Origin of the sequence: Colwellia psychrerythraea, assembly GCF_000764185.1 — a bacterium.
GTDB lineage: Bacteria > Pseudomonadota > Gammaproteobacteria > Enterobacterales > Alteromonadaceae > Colwellia > Colwellia psychrerythraea_B.
Genome location: NZ_JQEC01000042.1, coordinates 146,680 through 168,074 on the forward strand (window position 1 = coordinate 146,680; position 21,395 = coordinate 168,074).

At 38.6% G+C, this 21,395-nt stretch carries 21 protein-coding genes and 1 other RNA gene; 8 read left to right on the top strand and 14 right to left on the bottom strand.

All coding sequences use genetic code 11. The annotated features are described in order from the left end of the window. Positions 1 to 165: 165 nt before the first annotated feature. The 8 genes from melR to GAB14E_RS07965 all read right to left on the bottom strand — a co-directional run bounded on the left by melR (position 166) and on the right by GAB14E_RS07965 (position 5,102). Positions 166 to 1,068, bottom strand: coding sequence for a transcriptional regulator MelR (gene melR / locus GAB14E_RS07995; RefSeq protein WP_052093806.1), 903 nt, complete (start codon positions 1,066 to 1,068; stop codon positions 166 to 168). A gap of 220 nt (positions 1,069 to 1,288) precedes the next feature. Continuing rightward, the gene (locus GAB14E_RS24575) at positions 1,289 to 1,438 is read right to left on the bottom strand and encodes an XdhC family protein (RefSeq protein ID WP_081967846.1); all 150 of its coding nucleotides are present in this window, start codon (positions 1,436 to 1,438) and stop codon (positions 1,289 to 1,291) included. Positions 1,439 to 1,749: 311 nt separating this feature from the next. After that, complete coding sequence (locus GAB14E_RS07990; RefSeq protein ID WP_033083077.1) at positions 1,750 to 2,241, bottom strand: DoxX family protein; 492 nt, start codon at positions 2,239 to 2,241, stop codon at positions 1,750 to 1,752. After that, complete coding sequence (locus GAB14E_RS07985; protein ID WP_052093808.1) at positions 2,238 to 3,071, bottom strand: HvfC/BufC family peptide modification chaperone; 834 nt, start codon at positions 3,069 to 3,071, stop codon at positions 2,238 to 2,240. The genes GAB14E_RS07990 and GAB14E_RS07985 overlap by 4 nt, the downstream gene beginning before the upstream one ends. Then, complete coding sequence (locus GAB14E_RS07980; protein WP_231562071.1) at positions 3,068 to 3,946, bottom strand: MbnB/TglH/ChrH family RiPP precursor modification enzyme; 879 nt, start codon at positions 3,944 to 3,946, stop codon at positions 3,068 to 3,070. Before GAB14E_RS07980 ends, GAB14E_RS07985 begins: the two co-directional genes overlap by 4 nt. A gap of 3 nt (positions 3,947 to 3,949) precedes the next feature. Continuing rightward, positions 3,950 to 4,234: a BufA1 family periplasmic bufferin-type metallophore gene (locus tag GAB14E_RS07975; RefSeq protein WP_033083078.1), complete on the bottom strand. Its 285-nt coding sequence runs from the start codon at positions 4,232 to 4,234 to the stop codon at positions 3,950 to 3,952. Between the two features lie 30 nt (positions 4,235 to 4,264). Beyond that, positions 4,265 to 4,582, bottom strand: coding sequence for a thioredoxin family protein (locus GAB14E_RS07970; protein ID WP_033083165.1), 318 nt, complete (start codon positions 4,580 to 4,582; stop codon positions 4,265 to 4,267). Between the two features lie 34 nt (positions 4,583 to 4,616). Then, the gene (locus GAB14E_RS07965; protein WP_033083079.1) at positions 4,617 to 5,102 is read right to left on the bottom strand and encodes a YHS domain-containing (seleno)protein; all 486 of its coding nucleotides are present in this window, start codon (positions 5,100 to 5,102) and stop codon (positions 4,617 to 4,619) included. 136 nt (positions 5,103 to 5,238) lie between these two features. On the opposite strand from GAB14E_RS07965, the gene GAB14E_RS07960 reads away from it, so the two are divergent. Beyond that, positions 5,239 to 6,060 carry an AraC family transcriptional regulator gene (locus GAB14E_RS07960; RefSeq protein WP_033083080.1) on the top strand — a complete coding sequence of 274 codons (822 nt, stop codon included), beginning with the start codon at positions 5,239 to 5,241 and terminating at the stop codon, positions 6,058 to 6,060. A 232-nt stretch (positions 6,061 to 6,292) separates the two neighbouring features. Here the strand turns inward: GAB14E_RS07960 and GAB14E_RS07955 are convergent, their stop codons facing one another. Next, positions 6,293 to 8,602, bottom strand: coding sequence for a winged helix-turn-helix domain-containing protein (locus GAB14E_RS07955; RefSeq protein WP_033083081.1), 2,310 nt, complete (start codon positions 8,600 to 8,602; stop codon positions 6,293 to 6,295). Between the two features lie 277 nt (positions 8,603 to 8,879). On the opposite strand from GAB14E_RS07955, the gene GAB14E_RS07950 reads away from it, so the two are divergent. Genes GAB14E_RS07950 through GAB14E_RS07940 form a run of 3 tightly spaced genes read left to right on the top strand, consistent with a single transcriptional unit; the run spans position 8,880 to position 11,878 of the window. Then, positions 8,880 to 9,746: an alpha/beta hydrolase gene (locus GAB14E_RS07950; RefSeq protein ID WP_197061224.1), complete on the top strand. Its 867-nt coding sequence runs from the start codon at positions 8,880 to 8,882 to the stop codon at positions 9,744 to 9,746. A 59-nt stretch (positions 9,747 to 9,805) separates the two neighbouring features. Further along, positions 9,806 to 11,014, top strand: a complete 1,209-nt coding sequence (locus tag GAB14E_RS07945) for a serine hydrolase domain-containing protein (RefSeq protein ID WP_033083082.1) — start codon at positions 9,806 to 9,808, stop codon at positions 11,012 to 11,014. 9 nt (positions 11,015 to 11,023) lie between these two features. Next, entirely contained in the window at positions 11,024 to 11,878 is an 855-nt protein-coding gene (locus GAB14E_RS07940; RefSeq protein WP_033083083.1) for a TolB family protein, read from the top strand. Positions 11,879 to 12,221: 343 nt separating this feature from the next. On the opposite strand, the gene rnpB is transcribed toward GAB14E_RS07940, so the two are convergent. The 5 genes from rnpB to rsmI all read right to left on the bottom strand — a co-directional run bounded on the left by rnpB (position 12,222) and on the right by rsmI (position 17,379). Then, positions 12,222 to 12,640: RNase P RNA component class A (gene rnpB, locus GAB14E_RS24245), an RNA gene on the bottom strand. 48 nt (positions 12,641 to 12,688) lie between these two features. Beyond that, positions 12,689 to 13,693 (bottom strand): hypothetical protein, encoded by a 1,005-nt coding sequence (locus tag GAB14E_RS07935; RefSeq protein ID WP_033083084.1) that lies wholly within the window; start codon positions 13,691 to 13,693, stop codon positions 12,689 to 12,691. Continuing rightward, entirely contained in the window at positions 13,683 to 14,267 is a 585-nt protein-coding gene (locus GAB14E_RS07930) for a sigma-70 family RNA polymerase sigma factor (protein ID WP_033083085.1), read from the bottom strand. Before GAB14E_RS07930 ends, GAB14E_RS07935 begins: the two co-directional genes overlap by 11 nt. 50 nt (positions 14,268 to 14,317) lie before the next feature. Further along, positions 14,318 to 16,162, bottom strand: a complete 1,845-nt coding sequence (locus tag GAB14E_RS0123210) for a vWA domain-containing protein (RefSeq protein WP_081967847.1) — start codon at positions 16,160 to 16,162, stop codon at positions 14,318 to 14,320. Positions 16,163 to 16,527: 365 nt separating this feature from the next. Beyond that, positions 16,528 to 17,379, bottom strand: a complete 852-nt coding sequence (rsmI, locus tag GAB14E_RS07925; RefSeq protein ID WP_033083086.1) for a 16S rRNA (cytidine(1402)-2'-O)-methyltransferase — start codon at positions 17,377 to 17,379, stop codon at positions 16,528 to 16,530. Between the two features lie 173 nt (positions 17,380 to 17,552). Here rsmI and GAB14E_RS07920 point away from each other — a divergent pair, with 173 nt between their 5' ends. The 4 genes from GAB14E_RS07920 to GAB14E_RS07905 are packed head-to-tail and all read left to right on the top strand — an operon-like array spanning position 17,553 to position 21,209. Continuing rightward, entirely contained in the window at positions 17,553 to 19,592 is a 2,040-nt protein-coding gene (locus GAB14E_RS07920; protein ID WP_081967848.1) for a penicillin-binding protein activator, read from the top strand. Then, a complete protein-coding gene (locus tag GAB14E_RS07915) occupies positions 19,579 to 19,968 on the top strand; it encodes a YraN family protein (protein ID WP_081967849.1) in 390 nt (129 codons plus the stop codon). Before GAB14E_RS07920 ends, GAB14E_RS07915 begins: the two co-directional genes overlap by 14 nt. Before the next feature lie 53 nt (positions 19,969 to 20,021). Continuing rightward, positions 20,022 to 20,612 (top strand): phosphoheptose isomerase, encoded by a 591-nt coding sequence (locus GAB14E_RS07910; protein ID WP_033083088.1) that lies wholly within the window; start codon positions 20,022 to 20,024, stop codon positions 20,610 to 20,612. After that, the gene (locus tag GAB14E_RS07905) at positions 20,613 to 21,209 is read left to right on the top strand and encodes a BON domain-containing protein (RefSeq protein WP_052093817.1); all 597 of its coding nucleotides are present in this window, start codon (positions 20,613 to 20,615) and stop codon (positions 21,207 to 21,209) included. The last annotated feature ends 186 nt before the right edge of the window (positions 21,210 to 21,395 follow it).

Below are 21,395 nucleotides of genomic sequence, written 5' to 3' on the forward strand. Positions count from 1 at the left end.
TATTTACACTAAGTGATAAGTGCATATTTAGTTATATTGGAACAGCTAAGCCAGCAAATAACTTATCGAAATTTAATGAAAACTTCCTGAAAAACACACTATTGATAAAATATGTTTTTGGTAAAATATTAATTTGAATAAAACAGTTAGTTAAGTTCATTCTGTCTATTTTACTTCTGAATTCGTTATCGAATTAAAAGCATTTTGACGAAATTGTAATGGTGTCATTTTAAATTCGCGCTGAAAAACATCATAAAAACGGCTTATAGAACCAAAGCCGGCTTCCAGAGCAATATTTAATACAGCATTATGAGTATCTATTAATAGTGCTTGAGCATGTTGTAGTCTTAATTTATTAATATATTGTTTTATCGAAATTTTCATCACTTGCTTAAAAATTTTCATCGCATAATTAGGATGTAAACCTGTATGTTTAGCCACATCATCAACAGTGATTTTTTGATCATAATTATCAGCAATATAACGAAGAATTGTATGAATGTAGGGTAAACTAGAAACTAACGACTTAGCTTCATATTTTCTGTCAGCACTTGATAAATTAAATGTACTAAAGGGTTCTAATGACATTCTTCGTATACGGTTTCTAATTTCATCAATGACTTGTAACATTAAGGGATTTTGTTTTTTTTCTAAGTTTTCTTCCCACATTAAAGTAAGAGGTTGATCGGTTGGATGAAGGCTATCTGCAACGAGTACTTCGCCATGTAATATATGGTCAATAAAGGCATTTGGAAACTTCCAACTTAAAAACGCTTGTAACGGTATGTAGATGTTGACCATATAACCCTCCCCCTCAGTTGCCGTCATTTGATGAGGAATAGACGCCCAGAACAGAATCATTCGTCCTTCTGGTACACTGATTTTTTTACCGTTTATCAGGTAATCTGCTGAACAATTAAATAAATAATTAATTTCAATATGTCCATGCCAGTGACTACTTTCCATAATTTCTGGTTGGTGTCTTTGAAAACCAAACTTATTTTCATACCCTTGCACTTCTAAAGGACTACTTTCATCAAAAGTAATTCTATTGACCCAATCAAACATATCATCACTCCACTACTACTTATTGGGAAAAAATACATGATAAGTGGGAACTAAACAAATAAATATTACAGAACGGGAATCTATTATGAGTTTTCCGTAACAGGCATTACAGCCCTATTTAAATCGTAGCTTTTGCTAAAAAAATCAATCAAATGATCATTACTTAATAATAACAAAGAGCTTTACATGAAATATCTGCATATCGTAAATAACGATGACATTACCTCAAAAAAAACAAACACTTCTGTGCTTTACGCATAAGATCACTTTCGAGACAGCCACCGCTGAGTAATCCAAAAACTTGACCGTTACTGTTGAACAACATTTCCCCTCTCGCCTTACGATAGGCAGCTCCCTTTGTTTCAAAAATAGTTGTTCTAAGCGATTAGCCAAAATAATATCCTGCTAATAATAAGCTGAATACTCCACTACTAAATAGTTTTTGTCCTAAATGGCTGAAACTCCAATTGTCTTTTCCTTTCACAACGACAGGTTCAAAACTAAGCATATTAGCGCCACCATATTTTCAGAACTTAAAAGGAATTTAGAAAACGACTTGAACTATCATTAGCAGATCAAGTCGTTATTGGAAGTCGTAAATTGAATCACATAAGCCAGATCAAGAGTTAATATTTCCCTGCATTGCTTAGAACTAATCGTTATAGCGGGTTAAATTAACAATCAAGTATTTGATGCTTTATTTGTTGAGTAAATATTAAATAATCGCTGTTCCGCTAGGCGATCTAAAGCAAAGCGTCCACCATTAAAAATCACAACCTGTGCCAATAATACGCCCCATAATACATGTTCTGCATAAGCTGCTGGGGCAATCTCTTCTAAGCTTATTACCGCAACAATATTAACAAAAAATAATCCCAAAGCAGAAAAACGACTCGCTAGTCCTGCAATTAATAACAACGGCAAAACAATTTCTGCAGCAGTGCCTAAAAAGGCGGCCAATTCAAACGGTAAGACCGGCACTTGATATTCATATTCAAATAACATTAACGTGCTGTCCCAATCTCTTAGCTTAGTTAACCCCGAAGAGAAAAATGCCCAAGCAACATAGCAACGTGCGGCTAATAACGCGACTGGCTCTAGCAAGCTGATTTTGCTAGCAATATTACGGTATATATAACTGATAGATAAAAATAGATTGTTTAGAGTATTCATATTTTTTTCTCTTTAATAATATTAATTAAGTTACGTTCAATAGCGGTAAACAGCCATTGCTCAAATGAAAATTCGTTATCATATTTCACCGCATCAAGTGATTGCGCTAGTGATTGTCCAGACAATAAAGAAAGCATAAACGCCCCTTCACTGGCCGATAATGTAGTCACTTGCGGCTGAAATTCAGGACGATAAACCATCACAACTTGTTCGACAGACACACTTGCCAGTACTTTTTGCGCATCACCCATCGCGACTTTTCGTTGAAGTTCATCACTGTTATGATGAGCCTGAAATATTTCAGTTAAGGGATAGGCTGTTTTAAATACTTTTACATTCTGATTGAAAGCAATGAAAAGTTGCTCTGGCTCACCCTTACTAAGCAATTGTAATGTCGATGATGCTAGGGTTTGGTCTCGACCATGTAATGCACAATGCACATACCAGTCTAATGCTGCACAATCAGCAAGGTACGGATAATCTGCCCCTACTTCTGTGGTACTTAAAAAGTGAGAAAAATGTTCGCCCCATTGCGTCCAATCGCCTCGGTTAGGTGCAGACACGCGTAAAAATTGATAAACAAGACTCTCGCTAATGTCGCTATCAAGCAGTGCAAACACCGTTGGGAAACTAATAGTTAATGCTCGCTGAGCATTAACCAATAAATTTCGTCGATAAATATTAATGCCTTGAGCATTAAAGCCGCATTGTGCTAGAGCTAAAGGTTCATCATTCCAAATCACTTCTAACAACAAGCGTTGTTCATTTTTAACTGATTCATTAATGGTTGACTCATTTTTGCCTGTTTCAGTCTTACTTAGCTCATTCATATACTTTTCCTCGCTAATGTAGCATGGGCAATATCACGTGCTTTTTTCGCTTCATCAACCAATACTGACCATTCGGGTAGCTCACTGTCCCATTCAATTAACGTTGGCACAGCGCCAAAACGTATTAACGCTTGTTGATAGCCCAGCCAAACATCATCAGAAACAGGGCGTGCATGATCATCAATGGTCATCTCTCCCGTTAAAGGTTCAGTGCAACCCGCTAAGTGAATTTGCGCGACACTCCCCACGGGTAGTTCATTAATATAATCAGCCACTGATTGATGAATATCACCACCTTCAAAATTCATACTGTTAACGGCAATATTATTAATATCTAATAATACTTTTGCCCCAGTTCTTTGACAAAGCCGTGCTAAAAAATCAGCTTCACTAAAGTAACTTTCATCAAACTTCACATAGGCAGAAATATTTTCAATGATCAGTTGCCGACCTAAAAAATTCTGCACTTTATCCACTTGTGCAGACATTTTAGTTAACGTCTGCAGGGTATGAGCAATCGGTAATAAATCACCACTATGAATAAGTTGTCCTTGCTGTTGCCCCCAAGTAAAACAGGCATGTTCAGACATCAGAAATGGATTTATTTTTTGGGTGAGCGTTTTTAAGCGTGCCAAATATTGCATCGGAACATTTTGCGTAGAGCCAAGCCCCATCGACGTTGAATGTAAACTAACTGGGTACTTTTCTCTAACTTGAGTAAGCACCGAAAGCGCTGCACCTCCTAGACCGAAATAATTTTCCGAATGCACTTCAACAAAATCAACCTGCTTAGGCTGGGTTAATATGTCGGAAAAATGTGGGTGTCTTAGGCCAACACCTACCATTATTTCGCTATTTTTTACCGACATAGTCATTTTCTAAGCACCCTTTGTTGCTTTATAGTGTTTTTTCGCTGCTTTTTTTGATAATCCACCCAGCGTTGAACACGTGCCTTTAGTTACTAACTTCCACTCACCTTTGTCATTATCAACCTTTGATTGACCCGCACATGAGTGAGTACCGGCTAAATTTGCACAATCGTTTTGAGACGCTTTTGCCACGCCATAACATTTTTCTTTCTTACCCGCAGCTTCGGCTGGGGCAATAACCCCAGTAGAAATTACTGCAGCTAATGCTGCGCTTACTAATAATTTATTGTTCATCATTAATCCTTAAACGTTTAAAATAAGCAGCTAAGTCAGCTGCTCTAACCATTGCATTAATTGCTGTGGTGGTAATCCGCCAACACGTTGCTCAATAATTTCATCATTTTTCACCAACATCAGCGTAGGCACACTGCGTATGCCATAATCTGCTGCAAAAGTGGGCAAGTTATCAACATCAATTTTAATGGTGTTAAATCGATCACTCATCAAACCTGATACACCTTCAACAATCGGTGATAGAGACCGACAAGGGCCACACCACGAGGCACTAAAAAATAATAGTGAAAATTCGTGCTGCGATAGTAACTCGTCAAGTGAGTCAGCTGATGTCAGTTGTTTCATCATTAAAACCTCATGCTTGTTATCAAATAACTCAGTATTAGTCGTAAACTTTTTCAATTTGCTCTGTTGTTAATCCTTTAATATCGGTCCAATTAGTTTGAGCTGTCTCGATGTAACCCGGAATATCAGTTACCCATTTCTTTTGTACGTCTTTATTTAGGTTCAGGTATAATTTGTCGCCACGGATATGCCAAGCCATAGGGTCAGTATCAAATTTCTTATGCATCGTAACGCCAAAGGCACAGTACCCACCGTATTGAGGTGCATATTTACTTGGCTCTGATTTAAATAAATCTCGGTTGTCAGCACTTGAAAACTGATAAATGGCACCGTTGTAAGCGGCGGTAAAATTATCAGTTCCTTTAGCCGGTGCGCCTTTAGTAAAGTAAGATACCGCGTCGTATCCTTTAATCGCTAAGTCATTACCATTGGCATTTACTTCGATATTTGCAGCAAAAGTTAGGCTGCTCATCAATAGTGCAGAAGTTGTGAAGGTTGATTTTATAAGCGTTGCAAGTTTCATTTTGTTGTTCCTGTTATTAATAATTGATAAGGATGCTTTCCTTGGTTGATAATATAGGCCTTTCAATTAACCAAAAGGGATGACATAGTCCTAACTTTGAACCCTATCGTCCAAAACAAGCATAAAGGGGAGAAGAATGGATCAACTTTCAGTCATCTTGCAGCGCTTTTCGATGAATACCGAAGTATTCTTCACTGGTAACCTCTGTGGCATCAGTACTTTTAGTCGAGAACCAAATCAAGGACATTTGCACTTACTGTGCAGTGGTGAGTTAACGCTGATTGATGAGCAAGGGAAATCTCAGCTAGTTAATGAACCCACAGTACTATTTTTTCCAACCCCCCATGTTCATCGTATTATTGGCAGTGAAGAGAATCCTCCAGAGTTGGTTTGCGCCAATATTATTTATAATGAAAGTAGCTCAAATCCCATTGCTAATGCTTTGCCGGCATTATTAGCTTTCAAGCTTAGCGATTGTCAAAAGCTCAAACAAACCGCGCAATCACTCTTTGAAGAAGCTTTTCATGATCGATGTGGACGACTACCGATGATTAACTCACTGACCAATATATTTCTTATCCATGTGCTGCGACATGTGCTTAATAACAATATTATGCAGCATGGGTTACTCGCGGGTTTAGCACACCCTCACGTAGCTAAAGTTTTATTGGCTATTCATCAAACACCACAGCAACAATGGGGATTAGAGGAAATGGCTGAGCTTGCATTAATGTCTAGATCAAAATTTGCCGAGACTTTTAAACGTATTGTCGGTCAAAGCCCGGGAGATTATGTGATTGATTGGCGAATTGTTGTCGCCAAGGATTTGTTGCAACAAAAGAAGTCTGTGGCATTAGTTGCCAATGCCGTTGGTTATGAAAATGGCTCGGCACTCGCGCGGGTATTTAGAAAGAAACTCGGTTTATCACCTAAGCAATGGCTAGAACAAGCTAGTTAATTTATAGTTAAATAAAATATTATAGCTATCTGTTCGTAAGCGGTGGTGCGACTATACATTTGGTCATATTTATAGAAGGCCAATGAATATCACCTATCTCGCTTTGTGCACCCATAGCGAGATAGAGTATTAAATTCACACTGAATTTATTCATTGATAGAAGAATAGCTTACCTATAGCGCACTAAAAGGTAATTAAATTATTCTAAAAGACAATCAATTCTTTGCTTGCTTTACTCCCTTAAAGTGAGTTCTACCACTTCTTTTTTGGCAGAAACTCGGACTGTTATCAAAACCTGTGTCTGATTTATGTCGGTTAAATCATCTATATTGGTAGGTAACTCACCGATAATTTCAAAGTGCTCCTCTTTAAGCGCATACGACCATAATTGAGAATCATCATTGATGCCATAAATGACATTGTCTTTTATCAAGAACCCTTGCTTAGCACTTCCTTGACCCTCTAACGCTTCAATAAGTTGATCTTCAGCAGGTCCTGGTTGCCAAAACCTGTCCATATGGTCCTTGTAGACTAATTGACCGCTTTCACTTTTTAATGCCCAATTAACGCCTTTGTCATTAATAATGCGAATCTCGGAGTTAGTTAAATTGAGCTCGACGAATTTTAATATACCCTTAATACGTACCAGCAATAAAGCACTGTTGTTTTTACTATTCCATTGGAAAAGTTGCACAACTGGGTATTTTAAGGGAAACGATTTTTGCTTTGAATCCAGGTATACCTGGATTAACTCATTATTGGCATTGATTAAAATACTTTTACCGTCTGCCGCCCAATCCATGCCAAGTAAATAACTATCCATAGAAAAGTGGGTGAGTTGTTGTGAACCTTTACCGTCGGTTATCCAAAGTTGCTCTTCTCCTGAACGTTCTGATTCGTACGCAATCAACTCGCCATGGGGCTGTAATATGGCGTTTTCTTCACTATGAGTCGAGCGTTCAATAACGGAGAAATTTAAGTTTTGTTTGTTTTGAGGTTTTTCTGTTTGTGCCAGTGTTATCTGTGTCTTCTTTACCTGTGAAAGCGGCATCGATACAATATCACTATCGTATTGCCCTTTAATTACCAGCATTTTATTGCCACCTGGATGAAATATCGGCGTTCCCATTGATTCATCCAAAGGTAAACTGATATTGGTTACTTGGCCTTCATGGGATAAGGTAAAAAGTTGTCTACCTGTGCTAAAAATAAATTGATTTTTTAACGGTGAAAAGTTGGGATAAATCAGCCTGAACTTTGCTATTTCTTTCGGATAGCTAATTCGATGACTAGATAAGAGCTGACCATCTGTTTTGATCACTTCAATGTAATAGTGACCATCACTATGAAAACTGGTGAGTGCGATTAAATCGTCTGCAACCGAGTAGTCATAGTCGATTATATTACCGTCATTTATGGTATATAGGTCTTGGCTTGTATTTTCACTTACTGAGTAACTGATTAACTTCCAACGATCCGAAAACTTCTGTAATAAAGCAATATTTTCATTATTTAACCATCGAGGAGTTCGTATCCGTGAATTTTTACATTCCATCAATACCTTTGGAGATTGAGGCGACACCAGTGCCTTGTTAAAATCCAAGCTCATCAGTTTATAACATTTTTTCTGAGTGTCCGGTTTTCTACAACCGCCAGTTTTAATAAATGCCAATTTATTGCCATCGTTAGAAAAACTATGGCTGCCATATGAGTCTAAATTCTTTGTTAACTGAAACTCTTGCTGTGTTTTAGTATTTTTTGCCCAGACATTATTAATACAAAACGCTTCTGAATAACGATGAAAAACCACGTACTGACCATCAGGCGAATAGATACTCGCTAATTCTTTGCTGTCTGTGGAAGTCAGTGCACGTAACTGTCCAAAGGAGAATTTCGCAGCTTGCTTAGGTACAAGATATTGATAGCCAAAAATAGCCAGAATCATAATGCAAAAGATAGCGCCAAAGGTGATAGCAATCTGCCTTAAACTAGCTTTAGAATATTTTGGTTTATCTTCTGCATCAATCGCTGACCTATTTGTGGGATAAGCGGTATGAGTGGTCGTACTAATATCGTTCTTGACCTCACTGTCACCTTCACTATTACCTTCAGTATCTCCTTCAATATAGCCATCACTAACCTCTTCACTGATACGGGTCTCGTCGACTGAATTTTTTTCGCCGTTATTGAGGTTAGTCGATTCATCATTTGTTGAGTCGACATTTTCATGCCATCGAACATCACACTCCAGACTATATCCTTGTTTAGCATGAGTCTTAATATAGACTTGAACTTTTCCGTCATCACCCAGTGCTTTTCTTACTTGGGCGATGCTTCTTTGCAATGTATTAGTTGAAACCACAGTTCCTTGCCAAACGTTCATTAACAATTCGTCATGGCTAACCACCCTACCCTGATTTTCAGCCAAGTAGGTTAGTACAGCCAAAGCTTTGGGGGCAATTATTTGAGACTGCATATTTTGAGTGATTTGATTTCTAGATAAATCGATATAAAAACCACCAATCCAATATTGCTCTGCCATATAACCTCTATTGTGGATGAAACGGGTACTCAAAAGTGAGTCTAAACGAAAACAATAACCTTAACACAACCCCTACTTTAGCTAAACCAGATTATTTAACCAATTGATAAACTGTACTTTTTATACTATCAGCAAGACATCAGGTAAAAATCATCCTAACTTCAAGCATTTTAGTTTCTAACCGTTTAAATTCACTTATCCATGTTATTTAAAGAGCGAACTTTACTTGATGTATACCATGCCAATTATTTTAAAAGAAATAGGAACAGATAAACTGATGAATATGAAGAAGTGTTTTACCCTAGCTATTTTATTATTTCTACCTTTTCTAACAGTACATGCGAACGATGTTAGCGAAACAAGCGATTTTACCTTATCGAAAATACAAGTCGCCTCAATCAAAGATACTCAGGCTGATAGACAGTATGAGTTGTATATTAAACTACCAGAGGAATATACAAAGAATAAAGACAAAATTTATCCGGTAATCTATTTTACTGACGCACTGTGGCATATCGAATTATTATCTGCTGCCACTGAATTCCTAATGGAGGACGCTATTTTAGTGGGGATTTCCTGGCAAAAAGACATCAAAGAAGATTTACAGAAAGACAGTGGAGCACATGTCAGTCGATTTCGGGATTATTCAATAAGTAAGTCAAGCAACCCTGAACGTCAAGCGAAGTATCAATTTGGGCAAGCCAGTAATCATCTAGATTTTATTCGCAACGATGTGATTAAGACTATAGAAAACAATTACCGAGCAGATCCTAATAAACGCACTTACTTTGGCTATTCTATGGGTGGAAAGTTTGGCGCATACATTCTACTGACACAACACGATACTTTTAAAAACTACATTCTTGGCAGCCCATCGCTTTCAAGAGATATTCCCTATCTATCCAAGCTTAGCGGTAATACGGCTTTAAAGCGTAAAGGTCTAAACGCTAATGTTTTCATTTCATATGGCACATTGGAGAAAAAGCTGGGCATGCATACCGAAAAATTAATTACCCTGCTCAAAGCTAGAAACGATAAGAGTTTATCTTTAAAACATGTAGTCATTGAGGGTAGCCATCAAACAGCGTTTCCTTTGACTGGAGTACGCAGTGTCACATGGTTAACAAATTTAAATACTGATTAAGCTAGCAATATAAAAACCACTAGGTTTTAAATAAAACATTCCCTCTAGAGAACATAAATATGAACATTAACTTTACGTTAAAAAAATTGATCGCTGTAGCACTACTCGTTAGTTTTAGCAGCTTTGCCGAAGAAAGCGCCATAAATAGTACCGAAAAAAATAATAGTCGAGCACCAGAGGTTACAACCGCTGAAGCCTCGATTTCCTTCTGGGATCTTCCGTATCTAAAAGAAGCCTTTATCGATTCAACGCCAGCAGACAGAAAAGACGGTCTAGTGGTTGGTGATTTGGTCGCTAATGGCGGTAATAAAGCTATGATTATGCAACTAAGCCAAGAGATTGCCGACCAGAAACATGGGAAATACGATAGCCTGCTTATTGCCCGCCACGGCAAACTTGTCTTTGAATCCTATTATTTGCGCGGTCGCGTCAACCTTCCTCATATGCAAGCTTCAATCACCAAGGCTTATACAAGCCTGCTTGTTGGCCGTGCAATACAACTTGGCTACCTGACAATGGCTGATCTGGACAAACCTCTGGTCAACTTTCTCAAAGACCTAGACTCAACGAAATTTGTTGGAGGTGTAGAAAAAATCACCCTTCACAAAGCATTGACTATGAGCTCAGGGCTTCGATTCAGTGAAGAACAGTTCAAAAAATTCAGGGGAAATCGCAGCCAGTTTAAAGGCTTAGATCAGATTCAGGCTTATCTTGAGCTTAGTGCACCTATTACCTCTGAGTCTCAGATCTATAAATACCAAGGCCCCGATCCGATAATAGTCATGCAAGTACTTGATGCTGTGGTACCAGGATCCGCTAAAGATTTTATTAAAAATGAACTGCTCAATAAGGTAGGGATCAGTATTTATAGCTGGCGAAATGACCTCAGTGCCCTGCCAACAGGGGACAGTGGCTCAAGCATGACATCGCGCGATATGATCAAGTTGGGCACTTTGGTTATTAACAACGGCAAATGGAATGGCGAACAACTTATTTCTGAAAAATTTTTAGCGGCTGCCACCAAAGGAATAACTAAAGCTACTGAAGATTGGCAACCCGATAGCTTTAATTATGGCTATTTTTGGTATCAAACTGATAGTACAGTCGGTGATAAAAGTTATGATGCCAAAATTGCTTGGGGTGCAGGAGGACAACGCATTATAACGGTTGAAGCGCTTGATTTAATTGTGGTTATTACTGGTCATGACCGTGAAGATACCATAATGACCCAGCTTTCAAAAATCATCCTACCTGCATTTGTTAAATAAGGAACAACCATGAAACCTATTTCAATTATTTTGCTGCTTTGTCTGTTAGCTATGAGTGGTAAAAGCTATGGACATGATAAACCTCCTATCCTTGAAGGCCCTTATCTCGGGCAAAAGCCGCCTGGCATGGTGGCAGAGCCTTTTGCACCGGGTATCATTTCCAAAAAAAGTTGGGATGGTGAGGGCGTATTTGCCCCCGGGATGAAAGAATTTTACTTCACCACAAAAGGCGGAAAATACACACGCCGAACCGTTATCGGCTTCCGGCAAGAAAACAAACTCTGGACGAAGTATCTAGAATTTCCGCGAAACGGTGAAACTGCGTTCTCGCCTGACGGCAAGCGATGGCACATGGCAGAAGGCTATAAAGACCGCATTGGCGACGGCTGGTCAGTACGCAAAAGCCTTGGACCGATGTTTGACCGCAAAGACTGGGGCATTATGCGCCTGACGGCATCAGCCAAAGGTAGCTATGTTTTTGACGATTATAAAAACAAGGTAATCCGCATTTCAAAGCTCAAGGACGGAAAACGCCAAACACCAAAGGAAATAGGACCCGTAGTCAACACCGGACAATGGACGGCTCACCCCTTTATCGCGGCAGACGAAAGCTATCTGCTTTGGGATAGTGAACGGGAAGGCGGCTATGGAGGTAATGATATTTATATTAGTTACCGACAAAAAGATGGATCATGGGGCCCTGCGATCAATATGGGTGATAAAGTCAATTCCGCTAGAGAGGATTTCTATCCAAGCGTCACCCCTGACGGAAAATACATACTTTTCAACAGAAACGTAGCTGACGGTAATACAGATATCTACTGGGTGGATGCACAGATTATTGAAACACTCAGGCCAAAATAGTAAACCCTATGACAAACTATTCCCGTGGAACAAGAGTCGCTACGATCCGATTTCCGCTGAATAAAGTACTGCCGGCTGCTTTTTCGATAGCTACCATAAACTTGAAGCATCTATATGCCGGCAGTGCAGTATTCCTAATTTCATAGTTAATAGGGGGCTTTAAAGAAACTTGAGTATGAGTTCTGTGCTTAAGAGCGCAGTATTTAGGGAATATAATTGTAGGGTTTAAAGTGATAGCTCACTTTTAGAGTTGATCAATAAGCCTCGCTTGTTAGATGACAAGTTGAATGGATAATTTTAGACAAAAAAGCCCCTACATTGCTGTAGAGGCTTTTTATTTAAATAAGTGAGTTGACACTATAAGCCGGGTTTTGTATCTCTTGCTTATCCTAAAATAAGTAAAAGTGACAATCATTCGTCTAGGCTATAAATCGCTCTATAGCTCAAGCAACCTACCCGGTTTCCACGCGAGCCACGCTTATATTATTCAAACTTACGCCTAAATAATCATGAAACCCTATTTGGTCTTGCTCCAGGTGGAGTTTACCCTGCAATTACTGTTACCAGCAATCCGGTGCGCTCTTACCGCACCCTTTCAGCCTTACCTGTTCCGCAAGCGGCCATCGGCGGTCTTCTCTCTGCTGCACTTGTCGTCGGCTCACGCCGCCCAGGCATTACCTGGCACCCTGCTCATTGGAGCCCGGACTTTCCTCCCGCTAGAAATACTTACGCAAACTAGCCAGCGATTGTCTGGTCAACTCGGGGCGCATTCTACCCTAATATTTTTGTTGCGCCTATAAGTTGACTCAATTATTTTTCATCTAGTGCTTCTATCTGTTCGAACGAATGTTTATGATCTATGCCATTTGCCAAGCTACTAACAAAACCATCGGCTAAATTTATCGCTAAAGGCTTAATATTAAAATATTTTTTTAATAACTTATATTGAGTAGTTTTCTGTTCACTATCGAAAACATCAATCAAATAATATTGTCTACTCTCGTTACGTAAAAGCCATTGCTTGCTTTGCTCTTTATATAATTGATATTGCTGCAATGACAGAAAAGGCACAGTATTTAAACCTGCGAGCTTGCTGGCCGATGACTTTTCTTGCAAAACTGAAGTCTCTTCACGAGCTATTGTTCGAGCCCGTTTATCCCCCAAAACGCTATTTTCTGGAGCTTTAAAAGCTGGCAGATCGACCATTGCAACTGCGACTTCATGCTCCTGTTTCCTTGCAACATAAACTGGTGCTTGGGCGGGTACTCGCTTAGCCACTTGAACAGATTCTTGAATCAGTGGGTTAGCATTTTTCTTCGCTTGATGGTTGCTTTGCTTAGCAAACTCTCGACTTTGCCCTTGCGCCATAACATTTCTTTCAGCTATGCCTACTCTTTTAGTGCTTAGTGCCTGTTCAGCTTGAATCGCTATCGGCTCTAACATAATATCACCGTTTGGCAGCACTGACTCTTCTCCTTGATTAACAACCAATGACACCACTAATACCGTTGACGCTGCTAAACTAAGCGGAACGTGCCAAGTGCGTGACTTTCTGATTTTTGATGATTTTTCTCCACCGAAATCAATTGCCTTTGGACTAGAGTCAACCGCTTTATGCGCTGCTGCTAAAATACGTTGATCGAGTGAAGCACTCGGTTGTTCAGTGAACAACTTATCAGTTGGCTCTGTTGTTAGTTCATTTTGCTGTGTATTTTTCAGCTCGTTTTCTATTTCCCTTTCCAGCTCAGCATAAAGCGCATCAATGAATTTTTCATCATCGATAGTGACTTTGTTTTTATCATGTTCAGTTGACATAAAAACTTAACCCCTTACGCATTTTTTTTAAAGCATAACGCCATCGGCTTTTAACCTTTTCTTTGTTCTGCTGAGTAATATTAGCAATATCATCAATGCTAAATCCGGCTTCTTGTTTGAGCAAAAATACCTCTCTCTGTTCAAAGGGTAATAATGATATTTGCTGTTTTAAGGCAATGCTTAACGCTTGCTTATCTGGTTCAGTCTGTTCATCATCTGCGTTAGATGGCATTGAATCTTGTGAATATGCTTCGTCATCTGTTGTTGTCACTTCAAATAAGTGGCTTTTCTTTTGCTGATAATCAATTACCAACCGTCTCGCAACCGTAAATAAATAAGTAGTGAATTTTGCCGTGACTACATAGCTTTGACGAGCATTAATAATTTTTAGCCAAGTATCGTGGGCCAGCTCTTCAGCCACAGTATGAGCCAAGTTTTGCCGAACAAAAAAACGAAAAACAACCAATTTATGCCGTTGATAAAGCAGATCAAACGCTGAAGCATTACCATTGGCATAGCTAAGCATAAGCGATTCATCCGTTTCATCTTGGCTCAGTTCATCTAAAATCAGCATCTTTCCTTAATAAGTTAGGCTTTAGCACCTTAGGCATTAATGCCGTAGGCTTAGTAAATAGTGTCAAATTGAGTTGCGGCTAAAACTATATCTGATTGAACAGCCAGGTCATTAAACGTTAAGGCATCACTGAGTTTCACCATGTTAATAAATTCAGCTCTATAACCATATTTGTCATCACCTTTGGCTACTTCAGCCAACTTAATAACGTCGTTTAAAGTCATAGTAGTCAGATTTTTACCGCCACGTAATATTTGTCCAAAACCAGCGACTGCCGCTGAAAACCTAAAATTGTTGCTGCTAACAGACAAACTCGCTTTCATTGAACTAAGTAAAATCGGTGTCTCAATTAATTGACTTTTTTCTTGTTCAGGTAATTTATAACGTAACCTTAAGAAGGCAAGTTCATCACTTTTATTGCTTTCATGGTTTGACGTTATTGCCTGCTGATTTTGATCTTGATAACGTAAATCATCAATCAGTTTATTTTTGGCATTAACAAAACTCACTTCATAAAGCGCGGTTACCGTATGGCCCGCACCTATATCACCTGCATCAACTTTATCATTATTAAAGTCTTCACGCTTTAATGCTCTTGTTTCATAGCCAATCAAACGATATTCACTAATAAGGTTTGGATTAAACTCTAGTTGAATTTTTACATCTTTAGCAATAGTCATTAACGTTGCCGTCAACTCCTCAACCAGCACTTTACGTGCTTCATTTAGCGTATCAATATAATAGGCATTACCGTTACCATGTTGGGCAAGTTCCTGCATTAAAGCATCATTATAATTTCCCGCACCAAAACCTAATACACTTAAAGAAATTCCAGACGCCCGTTTATGTTCAATGAGCTCTTTTAGTGCTTGTTGATTAACCGTACCAACATTAAAGTCACCATCGGTTGCCAAAATAACTCGGTTGATACCATCTTTTACAAATGCTTGCTCTGCCAACCTATAAGCAGCTTGAATACCCGCACCACCATTAGTTGAACCACCCGCAGATAAATTAGCGAGTACACTGGTGATTGCATGACGATTATCGCCAGCGGTCGGCTCAAGTACAGTACCTGCACTGCCAGCGTAAACAACAATTGCAACGCTATCACGATCATCTAGTTGTTTAACAAGCATTTTCAAAGAGTTCTTTAATAATCCTAATTTATTAACCCTATTCATCGAGCCAGAAACATCAATGAGAAAAACCAAGTTTGCCGCGGGTCGCTTGGCTTTATCAACTGTTTTACCTTGAATACCTATATGAATTAGATGTTTATCGCGATTAAATGGGCTTGGCGCAACCTCAGTATAAACCGAGAACGGTTGCTTAGTTTTAATATCTGGTTTGGGGTAGTTATAAGAAAAATAATTCACTAACTCTTCAATACGAACCGCATCATGTTGGGGTAGATTGCCCTGGTTTAGTAATCGGCGAATATTGGCATAAGAGGCTGTATCAACATCAATTGAAAAGGTAGAAACCGGTTTTTCACTTACCGATTTGACACTATTTTCAATTATTTGCGAATATTCTTCTCTATCTTTTGATACCGGTGCAATTGGCGGGTAATGAGAATAAAAATTGCTCGGCGGTCTTATATCACGTCCCACAGCCATAATACCTTGCTGCATTGCTGGGCCTGTTTTTCTCACGCTATGTTCAACTTGCCGCTTTTGGGCTAACGAAACAGCAGGTGGACTTGTTTCTGCTCTTTTTTCCTTTTCAATCGCTATGTTTATTTTTTCAACTGCCTCATTTTCAGCGGTTTGTATTATGGCAATGTCATCACCCTGTTGCTGCTTTTTGCTGTCAACTTTAGCTTCTTGTGCACATGCAGCGAGTAATAACACACTTGCACATAATGCAATTTTAATAGTCTTGGTCATCATTTTTCTCCTTTGGTTATTGTTATAAACGCAGGAGTAATGAAAAAGGGTTAATTAAAATGAAATTACTTATTTTAATTTCCTAAAATTATTTAAATGACCTTAAGGGCTGTTGATCTTTCATGGTTAAAATTTTGTTCGTTTCTTTCAAAGAGAGTAAAGCGTTTTAGTCGCGGCGAGTAGTGTGTAGCCAAGTCATTCTAAGTAAATACTATTCAACAAAGAATAGTATTCAATCATATTGCTTGAAATCCAAAAATCATATTTGAGACAGTTATGGTGATGGTCGTTTAAATATGCCGTTTGGAAATCGCGGTAGCTAGTCTAATTTGGCCATTTAAAAAGCAGAGCGTAAAGTAGCCGCTCTGCTAGCCTTTCAAAGACAAAGCAATATCATAAAGCGCATTTTTCTTCACGCCATAGATTTCAGCAGCGATCGCACAAGCTTTTTTAGGTTTCATTTCCCCAAGCAATAACTTTAAAGTGTTAATCACCTCTGCTGAAATTTCATTTTCAACGGCTTTATATCCTTCGATGATTAATACCATTTCTCCCTTTAGCTGGTTGGCGTCTTGCTCAAGCCAAATTAAAAAATTTTCTGCAGTATCACTATGAATTGTTTCAAAGGTTTTTGTGATCTCTCTAGCAATAACAATATAACGTTCGCCACCTAAGGTTGCGACAATATCTCGCACGGTATCTATGGCGCGGCGCGGCGCATCATAAAAAACCATAGTACGAGGCTCATCAATCAAAGCAGTTAATGTCGCTTGTCTAGCACCTGACTTTGAAGGTAAAAAACCTTCAAAACTAAATCTATCGGTAGGTAAACCAGCTACTGATAAGGCTGAAATTGCGGCACAAGCTCCTGGAATAGGCGAGACATTTAATCCCAAACTTCTACAATGACGGACAATATGAAAACCAGGGTCACTGATCAGTGGTGTGCCTGCGTCTGAAACCAACGCAATAGTTTTGCCTTCTTGTAACATAGTAGCGACTTGATCTTGGCGCTGGCGCTCATTGTGATCATGCAATGACATAGTTCTATTTTTAATTGAAAAAGCTGATAATAACTTGCCTGTATGGCGAGTATCTTCACAAGCAATAACATCAACTTGCGTTAATATATCAATAGCCCTTTGACTGATATCACCTAAATTCCCGATAGGTGTTGCAACAATATAGAGGGTAGCTGGGGTTAAGGTTGTTTCACTCATGTAACTTATTTCACTCGATTTAATAGTTATATTTGGCGTATTTAGTTGAGACTAACTTCGTTGGCGTTTATTATAACCCCATACTGACAGCAATATGCACGGATTTATTTATTGTGGTAAAAACAGCGTCTTTACTGGTAAGAATCAAGTTAATAGGATTAAACAATTTTTCAATGTATATTCAACAAATAAAATCTCTGATTCTCCCTGCTTTATTACTGACATTACTTGCAAGTTGTAGTACTAAAGAGCCACCTTTAACACCAACCGTTACTAAAACAGGCACAGAGATTGATGAAATGGTCATTGACTCCGGTGACTTATCTGCTGAGCAACATTTAGCGCTTGCAAAAACGTTAACAAATAACGAAGCGGTAAGTGAACTAATTACAGCAACAAAATTATTTTTTCAAAAAGAAAATTACCTAAAAGCGCTTTGGCTTGCAGATAAAACGCTGCCTTTAATCGATGGTCAAATAGCTAACTATACCCAAGAAAAAGTACAATTGGCTTTAATTAAAGCCAATAGCCTGCAACAGTTAGGTTACTATCAGGAAAGTTTTTTACAGCTAAATCAATTAGAACAATATGCTAGCGAAAATGGCATCACACTTACAGCCACATACTACCGATTACTCAGTATTGCCTTTCATCAGAAGCAGCAGCCTATTGCCGCTTTAAATGCGCAATTATTCGCTTTTTCAACAACAAACAGCAGTGAACAAAGCTCACAACAAATTACTGATATTTGGCAGCAATTTCAAATCCTATCTCAATGGCAGTTAAGTTTAATTGCATTAGATAAAGCGCCCAATAGCGAGGGTTGGTTAAAGCTAACGGCTATCGCAAATAAGTTTACTAACAAAAAAAATCTGATGCAATATCACCTGAAGATATGGCAAAATAATTTCAAAATTCATCCTGCTAATATCATTGCACAACAGTTATCTACGCAAGTAATTGTTCCAAAAAACATTGAAAATATAGCGGTAATATTACCGTTAACAGGTAGTCAGCGCTCGTATGGTTTAGCTATACAGCAAGGAATATTAGCGAGTTTCAATAATAATGAAACCAAGACACTGCATTTTTTAGACAGTAATACTATTAACTGGTATGGCCTAACAAATGAATTATCGACAAAAAAAATAGATTACGTCATTGGCCCTTTACTAAAATCCAATGTAGACAAGTACATCAGCCATACAAGTGTCCAAGCACAATCGCAAAATGATTATATGCTTAATGCTAACTCTGGTTTGTTTACCCTTGACGGCAATCAGGCCCCCGTAAACGCTGAAAGTTACAGCCTCAAACAGTCAGTTGATTACTTAGCTGCTATTGATAGTGACTCTGCCATAGAAAATTATTTAAAGCCAGCCGCTAACTCCACTGCTATTGCGACGTTATTACTAAATATACCGGCCTCTTCTTCACTAACACAGCAACATACTGTGTTATCTATGCGCCCAGAAGATGAAGCTAATCAAGCAGCATCAACCCTTAGTCGGCAAAGTTATCAACACCCGATAGTGCTAAGCCAAAAAAACATTGTCAGTAAACGTATAGCGCAAGCTTTTGTTAAACAGTGGCAGCGTATAACTGGCAATACTATAGAGGTAGTTTATTACGATACCGGTGCTCAAATGCAAGCCAATATAAAAGCAATTCTATCTGTTGATAAAAGTAAGGTTCGAATAAAAAATCTTGAAAGTCGACTGAGTCAAAGTATAAAAACGCAAACTCGCAACAGACGTGATATAGATATGATTTATCTTGTTGGCACCCCTGATAAAACGCGTTTAGTAAAACCTTATATTGAAGTTAATATTAGCCCGTTCGCGGAAATCATACCGGTGTTTGCTAGTTCACGAAGTCATAGCACTCGTAGCGACTACAGTAGTAACAGTGACTTACAAGGGTTAACTTTTACTGAAATCCCGTGGTTATTAACTAGTGAACAAAATCCAAAATTAGCTGCACTTAGTCAACAACTTTGGCCAAAACGTAGTGATGGCTTATCCCGACTTTTTGCTATGGGTTATGACAGCTATCAACTGATCAGCAAGATTCCACTTATGCAACAAGCCCCTCATTTGCAACATTGGGGGCAAACTGGCGTATTAAAGCTAGATAAAAACAGCATTTTAACCCGCAGTTTGCTTTGGGGTGTATATAAAGGCAATAAGGTAGACTCTATTGTTATGGAGTAAGCGCGCAGCAACTACAGGTGTTACCTGTACAGATATAGGAAAAATTACTGAGCAACTTGCTGAGCAATACCTAACAAAACAAGGCTTAAACCTAATTGACAAGAACTACCACTGTCGCCAAGGAGAAGTTGATCTGATTATGCTTGATGGCGATACTTACGTTTTTATTGAAGTTAAGTATCGTAAAAATAAAGCATTTGGAGGTGCTATTGCCGCTATACCTGCGAGTAAACAACAAAAAGTTAAACATTGCGTAACATTTTATCTGCATCAAGTCGGTTTAAATGAATATAATACCCCCTGTCGTATTGATGTCGTAGCCCTTGAGGGTGATATTGCCAATCCACAGGTTACTTGGCTAAAAAATGCTTTTTAAGCTCATAAAACAAATTAATATTATAGACAATATTGTCGCGGAGTCAGTTTTCCATGCTAGAACAGATCACAAATAATTTTACCGAAAGCATTCAAACTCAAATTGCGGCTAGTGAGCTCCTAGCACCAGCTATTGAGCATGCGGGCATGATGATGGTGCAATGCTTATTAGGTGGTAATAAAATAATTTCTTGTGGCAATGGCGGCTCTGCAGGTCATGCTCAGCATTTTTGTGCGCAGCTGCTGAATAAATATGAAACTGAACGACCTAGTTTGCCAGCCATCTCACTTAATAGCGATATATCAACTATCACCTCTATCGCTAATGACTATCAATATGATGAAGTTTTTTCCAAACAAATTAGAGCACTTGGTCACAATGGCGATGTCCTGTTAGCTATTTCTACCAGCGGTAACTCGCGTAACGTGGTAAAAGCGATAGAAAGTGCAGTATCACGTGATATACCTATTATTGCCTTAACTGGTGGCGATGGTGGTGATATTTCGGGTTTACTCGGTGACAGTGATGTTGAAATACGAGTGCCTTCGTCAAGAACGTCAAGAATTCAGGAAGTACATTTAATCGTCATACACAGTTTATGCGAAATAATTGATAGCACCTTATTTCCTCAAGGTGATTCATAAATGCTTTCTTTAACAAATATAGTTAAAGATAAAACTGCACACATTGCTGGCTTGCTAATGCTTGTGTCAGCTTTGCAAGGCTGTGCAGTTGCCACTGTAGTCGCCATTACCGCCGGTGCTACTATGGTTGCTGACAGGCGTAGTTTCAGCAAACAAATAGATGACCAGAGCATCGAGTTTGTTGCCCATAATGAACTGAACAAGCAAAAGGCATTAGCAAAAAATACCAACCTTCATATTATTAGTATGAATGGTACTGTTGTGATTGTTGGGCAAGCACCTAACAGCTACCTTAGAGACCTTGCCATCAAAACAATACAAGACGTTCCTGACATAATAACCATACACAATCAGATTCGCATTAGCTCAATGGTAAGTGTCACAACCAAGAGCAATGATATTTGGTTAACCTCTAAAGTAAAGTCTGCCTTACTTGCAAACTCAGAAGTAAATGCCAAAGATATCAAGGTTGTTACTGAGAACTCAGAGGTGTTTTTATTAGGTTTAGTGACAAAAGAGGAAGCAAACATTGTTGTTGAAATAGCTCGTAATATTAACGGTGTCAGTCGTGTGATTAAAGCCTTTGAATATCTTTAATTTAAACTATGGATAGCAGTACTTATTCAAAATCCCCCTTTATCCGATTTTCAGCGTTAAAACATAGATAAAGAACCTGTTATTCATCGACGTTTTGCCTTGATAATAGAATAAATTGAAACATTAATAGAGTCTACCGCTAGTTAATTTTGTTGCTAACAGCCTAAGTTTTTGTTTTTACTTAAA

What these genes read in the sequence shown, in the direction of transcription:
- melR (WP_052093806.1), bottom strand. Translation starts at nt 1,068, where the DNA reads ATGTTTGATTGGGTCAATAGAATTACTTTTGATGAAAGTAGTCCTTTA.
- GAB14E_RS07990 (WP_033083077.1), bottom strand. Translation starts at nt 2,241, where the DNA reads ATGAATACTCTAAACAATCTATTTTTATCTATCAGTTATATATACCGT.
- GAB14E_RS07985 (WP_052093808.1), bottom strand. Translation starts at nt 3,071, where the DNA reads ATGAATGAGCTAAGTAAGACTGAAACAGGCAAAAATGAGTCAACCATT.
- GAB14E_RS07980 (WP_231562071.1), bottom strand. Translation starts at nt 3,946, where the DNA reads ATGACTATGTCGGTAAAAAATAGCGAAATAATGGTAGGTGTTGGCCTA.
- GAB14E_RS07975 (WP_033083078.1), bottom strand. Translation starts at nt 4,234, where the DNA reads ATGAACAATAAATTATTAGTAAGCGCAGCATTAGCTGCAGTAATTTCT.
- GAB14E_RS07970 (WP_033083165.1), bottom strand. Translation starts at nt 4,582, where the DNA reads ATGATGAAACAACTGACATCAGCTGACTCACTTGACGAGTTACTATCG.
- GAB14E_RS07965 (WP_033083079.1), bottom strand. Translation starts at nt 5,102, where the DNA reads ATGAAACTTGCAACGCTTATAAAATCAACCTTCACAACTTCTGCACTA.
- GAB14E_RS07960 (WP_033083080.1), top strand. Translation starts at nt 5,239, where the DNA reads ATGGATCAACTTTCAGTCATCTTGCAGCGCTTTTCGATGAATACCGAA.
- GAB14E_RS07955 (WP_033083081.1), bottom strand. Translation starts at nt 8,602, where the DNA reads ATGGCAGAGCAATATTGGATTGGTGGTTTTTATATCGATTTATCTAGA.
- GAB14E_RS07950 (WP_197061224.1), top strand. Translation starts at nt 8,880, where the DNA reads ATGAATATGAAGAAGTGTTTTACCCTAGCTATTTTATTATTTCTACCT.
- GAB14E_RS07945 (WP_033083082.1), top strand. Translation starts at nt 9,806, where the DNA reads ATGAACATTAACTTTACGTTAAAAAAATTGATCGCTGTAGCACTACTC.
- GAB14E_RS07940 (WP_033083083.1), top strand. Translation starts at nt 11,024, where the DNA reads ATGAAACCTATTTCAATTATTTTGCTGCTTTGTCTGTTAGCTATGAGT.
- GAB14E_RS07935 (WP_033083084.1), bottom strand. Translation starts at nt 13,693, where the DNA reads ATGTCAACTGAACATGATAAAAACAAAGTCACTATCGATGATGAAAAA.
- GAB14E_RS07930 (WP_033083085.1), bottom strand. Translation starts at nt 14,267, where the DNA reads ATGCTGATTTTAGATGAACTGAGCCAAGATGAAACGGATGAATCGCTT.
- GAB14E_RS0123210 (WP_081967847.1), bottom strand. Translation starts at nt 16,162, where the DNA reads ATGATGACCAAGACTATTAAAATTGCATTATGTGCAAGTGTGTTATTA.
- rsmI (WP_033083086.1), bottom strand. Translation starts at nt 17,379, where the DNA reads ATGAGTGAAACAACCTTAACCCCAGCTACCCTCTATATTGTTGCAACA.
- GAB14E_RS07920 (WP_081967848.1), top strand. Translation starts at nt 17,553, where the DNA reads ATGTATATTCAACAAATAAAATCTCTGATTCTCCCTGCTTTATTACTG.
- GAB14E_RS07910 (WP_033083088.1), top strand. Translation starts at nt 20,022, where the DNA reads ATGCTAGAACAGATCACAAATAATTTTACCGAAAGCATTCAAACTCAA.
- GAB14E_RS07905 (WP_052093817.1), top strand. Translation starts at nt 20,613, where the DNA reads ATGCTTTCTTTAACAAATATAGTTAAAGATAAAACTGCACACATTGCT.